Genomic DNA, 4,855 nt, shown 5'->3' on the forward strand with positions numbered 1-4,855 from the left:
CCTATTCTCACGCTTTTTCCCTACGTTTGCACCCAATCATTCTACATGCCCCAAAAGTACAGTCAGGCTAAAGCACTCTGGGCCATCACCAGGGCTAGTTTCAAAGCGATCTTTGCGCATCCAACGTCGGTTGTGTTCAGTTTATTATTCCCTATCATTTTCATCCTGATTTTTGGGGCCTTTGGTAAGGATGGCGCACCGACTTTCAAGATCGCCTTTGCACCAGGATCGGACAGTACAAATGATTATTATAAAGACCTGCGTTTTAACCCAACATTGAAAGTTGCCCGTTATACGGATCAAGGGCAAATGAATGCCGACCTGGAAAAAGGTGCACTCACGGCTGTGATCAATATCCGCCAGGTGAATGACTCTCTCCGGGGGGCGAAACTGGTAGTGGAAACGCGTTCCACTTCTGCTGCCGGCGTTTCATTTTTTCAATTGAAAAATATACTGGATTACCACAGGTTGTCAGTTGAGAAGAAAATGTCTTCCGACAAAAATGAATATGTACACTTAGCGCAACCTGTAATCTCTGAAGGGAAGAAGTACCGCCAGATAGATTTTGTACTCCCCGGTCAGCTTGGATTCTCTATTCTCTTTGCAACACTCTTTGGCGTATCATTTACCTTTTTTACTCTTCGCGAACAGCTTGTATTGAAAAGATTTTATGCGTCACCGGTCAATCGTCTTAATATCCTGATCGGGATCGGCGTAAGCCGTTTATTTTTCCAGTTGATCAACGTGGTCGTTCTGATTTTATTCGGCCATTTCTTTCTCAATTTTACGTTGCAACACGGCGCGGTCACCTTTATTGAAATGGTGCTGATGTCAGTCTATATGCTGTTCCTGCTGATGGGTGTTGGCCTGATCTTCAGCAGTATCGCAAAAACGGATACGGCGATCCCGCTACTGATCAATCTTTTCGGATTTCCCCAAATGCTTTTATCCGGAACATTTTTCCCTACCAGTGTATTTCCAGCATGGATGCAGACCATCTGCAGCCTCCTTCCATTGACGCAGTTCAACAATGCCGTCCGGAAGATCTCCTTTGAAGGTCTTCATATCTGGGACTGCTGGAAGGAGATCGGTATTCTTGGGATCTGGATCATCGTGATCTACGCGATCGTGGTGAAAGTTATCAAGTGGCAATAACGCGAATGCGAATTAGTATTTCGAGTTTTGGAAATTATTCACACTATTATTTGGTTCACCAATGGTGTTGAATTTTAATGTTTAGTTTTGCAATGTTATTATTCATGAACATCTGCGTTAAGTGGTAAATTATTCGTGAAAATTCGTGGCCATTAGTGTTTCATTCGTGTTATGAAGGTTGTTAAACTCGCTATATTCAGTTTCGTTTTTTTGTTCACCATTGTCTGGTTGATCTCCTTATTGATCCCTTCTGAAGTGCGCGTGTCAAGGGCCACGGATATTCGTGCGGACAGGGATAGTGTGCTGGCAATGATCAAAGATGTAGATCGCTGGAAGGAGTGGTATCCTAACCTGGATTCATTTGATTCGGTGAAACCGATCTATAAAGATGGAAAACTCGCCGGGATCATTCTCGATGATAAGAACCCGGATAAACCGGTGATCCTGCAACTGCAATCTGCAAAAGCTGATGAAGTAACGGCTTTTTTTCAAGGACAACGGATCAAACCTGTTTTGAATACCTGGAAAGTAATGGAGCACCAGGACAAAGGACTAATTACACTTCAGTGGACGATGGACTTCAAGCTCCGCTGGTATCCCTGGGAGAAATTTGCCAGCCTCGTACTGGAAAAGTCCAACGGCCAGCGAATGGAGATCGGCCTTGCCAATATTAAAAAGCGATTATCAACCGACCTTTCATCCAATAATTGAACTTCACTGGCAGGTTATTTGTAGATTTAGCGACTCAGAAATCCTTTTAAAAATATAATTTATGAAATCACTACTTCTTCTCGCAGTAGCTGCTACAACAGCTTTGTTCTCTCACGCTCAGGAAGCTCCAAAAAAGAAACCTGCAAGTCCTCCGGCACAGGTCAAAGAAACACTGAAAAGCGGAACGGTAGTGTCGATCGACTACAGCCAGCCGTCTTTGAAAGGCCGTACAATCGGAAACGATGTTGAACCAAAAGATGGTAAAGTATGGCGTGCGGGAGCTAACAAGACGACCGTACTTGAAGTAAGCAAAGAAGTAAAGATCGACGGTAAGAGCGTTCCTGCCGGCAAATACGGCGTTTTCGTTCTGGCCAACGGTGGGGAATGGACATTTATCCTCAACAAAATTTGGGATAAATGGGGTACTGAATACACTGAATCTGAAGACCTTCTCCGTGTAAAAGGCAAAACAACCAAACTTTCGGCTCCGCAGGAAACACTTACTTATGCTATTGCTAAAGACGGCACCGTTTCTCTGTCATGGGGTGATGTGAAAAGTTCTTTCCAGATAAAATAAGAAAGACCGCGGACGATAACTGTAGTGAAACAGTCTTAAGCCGGATAATACATTCAGAACCGGAAATACCTCATAATGAAGTGTTTCCGGTTTTTTATTTGACGCTACCGGCTGTGCTTCCGCCTGTACACCTGCGGCGGAATGTCTGCGGTCCGCCGTCCGCAGTCAATCCCTAACTTTGCCTCCGCTAATGCAACGTTCACTCATAGATCAGTGTCAGGATGGCAACAGAACAAATGGAGCAACAGAAATTGGTCAGGGATTGCCTGAAAGGAAAACCTCAGGCGCAGCGGCAGCTTTATGAAATGTATGCCGAAACGATGCTGGGCGTTTGCTACCGCTATACCCGTTCTATGAGGGATGCGGAGGATGTTCTCCAGGAAGCCTTTGTCAAAGTCTTTCATCACCTCGATCAATACAAACAGGAAGGTGAACTGGGCGCCTGGATACGCCGGATCATGGTTAATACCGCACTGAACTTCCTGAAACGCCATCGCAAATACCAGGAGGAAATGTATTTCACAGAAGAATATCTTCATCCGGTTAGCCAGGACGATCCTGTCGTCCGCATCCAGGCCAAAGAACTGGCGGACCTGATCAGGCAATTGCCGCAGGGCTACCAGGTCATCTTTAACCTGCATGCAGTTGAAGGATTTTCTCACGTGGAAATAGGTGAAATGCTCGGTATCAGTGATGGTACATCCCGTTCCCAATACGCCAGGGCCAGGAATCTCCTGATCACCTGGTTGAAAAAACATTCGTCGGACCAGAAAAAGACAAGTTATGCCGGAAAGTGAATTTGATAAACAGGTACAGCGGGAGCTGGAAGGACTTCGCATACGTCCTTCAGCCACTGTATGGGAAAATGTCGAGAAGGAACTGCGACAGAAAAAAAGGAGGCGCGTGATCATTGCCTTCTGGCTGGTCGCGGGCATTGCTTTGCTTGGTTCCACCACGTATTTCCTTACCCGGAAAGAGGATAGAACGCTGGCAGGCAATGCTGTTTCTGCGGGTAAAACGGGAACAGATCCACACGGAACAACACCGGCAACGACGACAGGTGTGCAGACTGGAAATCCGAAGCAAACCGAAACGGTTCCCACTAAACAGGAACAAGCACAAGGCCAGGGAGATAATCCAGGCACTGACAATAACAATAACGATCTGACAGCAAAAGATAAAGCAGCACCGGTCCAAAACGGCCATAACAACGCCACATTATCAGCAACCGATAATAGCGAGGTACACACGAAGCCAGGGCAGCCGGCCGGAAAGCAGAAGCATACCGGTCAGTCATCCACTGCTGCAAAAGATCAGAAAGCGTCTTCAGGAAATAAAAAGACTTCTCCCGGGTCAATTGATCCTGCCATAGTAAAAGGAAAAACAAAACGACCCGGGCGGATCCCGGCAGATATTAATGGAGCAACAGGTTCTGCGGATAATACAAAAACGGATACATCCGCCACTGCAGCCCCGCCAATCACTGCTCAAAGCAATGAAACGCAGCATGATATTGTTGCTGTAACGCCAACAATTATTGATAGTATAACGGCAAAGGCAGACAGCGCACTTAGTGTGAGCAAAGAGGAGCCATCTGCTGCTGAGGTTCCGGCAAAGAGCCCCGGGAAAAAAGCCGCAAAAAAACTTAAATGGTCGCTTGATCTTGCCATTGGCGGGTCAGGTCCGGTAAGCCGCCCATTCCTTGTTGGTAATAATCATGCGGATATGGCTTATGATAATGTGCAGTACACTCCCGTACAGGGCGGTGGTCTCTGGCAGCCGGTAACCCCACCGGTCAATGCATTCGGACCAGTTTACTCTCCCCGTTCGGATATCAACCCCGGGCTGTCTTACAGGGCGGGGGTATTGGTGGAGTTCCCATTGTCTGAACGTGTTGGCTTCAGCAGCGGCCTGCAATACCAGTATCAGAGCAATAATATCCGCATCGGAAGTTATGTAAACACAAGGCTGACCTTTAATAATTTTGCCTCCCAGCAGGTTCAGGCAAACGGTGTTTACCAGGGTGTGCAGACGAAAACATTTACCAACAGGTATCACTACGCTCAGATCCCCTTGCTGTTCAACTTCCAGTTGAACAAGAGTAAGAAAATGCCTGTAATACTGAATACAGGTTTCTCAGCCGGATACCTTGTTTCCACGAATGCGCTAACATACGATACACTCCAGGGCGGGACATATTATCACGATAAAAACGCCTTCAAGCGTTTCCAGTTCAGTTTCACAACCGGCGTTTCCTTCCGCTTTGGTAATAACCGGGCGATGCAATGGAGTATCGGCCCGGAAGCTTCTATGGGACTGCGGAAAATGGTCAAGACCGAATATGACACGCGGCAGTACCCACTCTATATAGGATTGCAGGGAAGGATTTATCTGCCGAAGAAAAAGCGTTGA

General features: G+C 46.6%; 5 protein-coding genes. All 5 read left to right on the forward strand.

The annotated features are described in order from the left end of the window. Positions 1-45: 45 nt before the first annotated feature. The gene (locus LZZ85_RS28210; protein WP_237877497.1) at positions 46-1,155 is read left to right on the forward strand and encodes an ABC transporter permease; all 1,110 of its coding nucleotides are present in this window, start codon (positions 46-48) and stop codon (positions 1,153-1,155) included. A 171-nt stretch (positions 1,156-1,326) separates the two neighbouring features. Then, positions 1,327-1,866: an SRPBCC family protein gene (locus LZZ85_RS28215; RefSeq protein ID WP_237877489.1), complete on the forward strand. Its 540-nt coding sequence runs from the start codon at positions 1,327-1,329 to the stop codon at positions 1,864-1,866. Positions 1,867-1,927: 61 nt separating this feature from the next. Next, positions 1,928-2,443 carry a DUF2911 domain-containing protein gene (locus LZZ85_RS28220; RefSeq protein ID WP_237877492.1) on the forward strand — a complete coding sequence of 172 codons (516 nt, stop codon included), beginning with the start codon at positions 1,928-1,930 and terminating at the stop codon, positions 2,441-2,443. 221 nt (positions 2,444-2,664) lie between these two features. After that, the gene (locus LZZ85_RS28225) at positions 2,665-3,240 is read left to right on the forward strand and encodes an RNA polymerase sigma factor (RefSeq protein ID WP_237877494.1); all 576 of its coding nucleotides are present in this window, start codon (positions 2,665-2,667) and stop codon (positions 3,238-3,240) included. Further along, complete coding sequence (locus LZZ85_RS28230) at positions 3,227-4,855, forward strand: porin family protein (RefSeq protein WP_237877496.1); 1,629 nt, start codon at positions 3,227-3,229, stop codon at positions 4,853-4,855. The genes LZZ85_RS28225 and LZZ85_RS28230 overlap by 14 nt, the downstream gene beginning before the upstream one ends.

It is taken from the genome of Terrimonas ginsenosidimutans (assembly GCF_022012415.1).
Taxonomy (GTDB): Bacteria; Bacteroidota; Bacteroidia; order Chitinophagales; family Chitinophagaceae; genus Terrimonas_A; species Terrimonas_A ginsenosidimutans.

What these genes read in the sequence shown, in the direction of transcription:
- LZZ85_RS28210 (WP_237877497.1), top strand. Translation starts at nt 46, where the DNA reads ATGCCCCAAAAGTACAGTCAGGCTAAAGCACTCTGGGCCATCACCAGG.
- LZZ85_RS28215 (WP_237877489.1), top strand. Translation starts at nt 1,327, where the DNA reads ATGAAGGTTGTTAAACTCGCTATATTCAGTTTCGTTTTTTTGTTCACC.
- LZZ85_RS28220 (WP_237877492.1), top strand. Translation starts at nt 1,928, where the DNA reads ATGAAATCACTACTTCTTCTCGCAGTAGCTGCTACAACAGCTTTGTTC.
- LZZ85_RS28225 (WP_237877494.1), top strand. Translation starts at nt 2,665, where the DNA reads ATGGCAACAGAACAAATGGAGCAACAGAAATTGGTCAGGGATTGCCTG.
- LZZ85_RS28230 (WP_237877496.1), top strand. Translation starts at nt 3,227, where the DNA reads ATGCCGGAAAGTGAATTTGATAAACAGGTACAGCGGGAGCTGGAAGGA.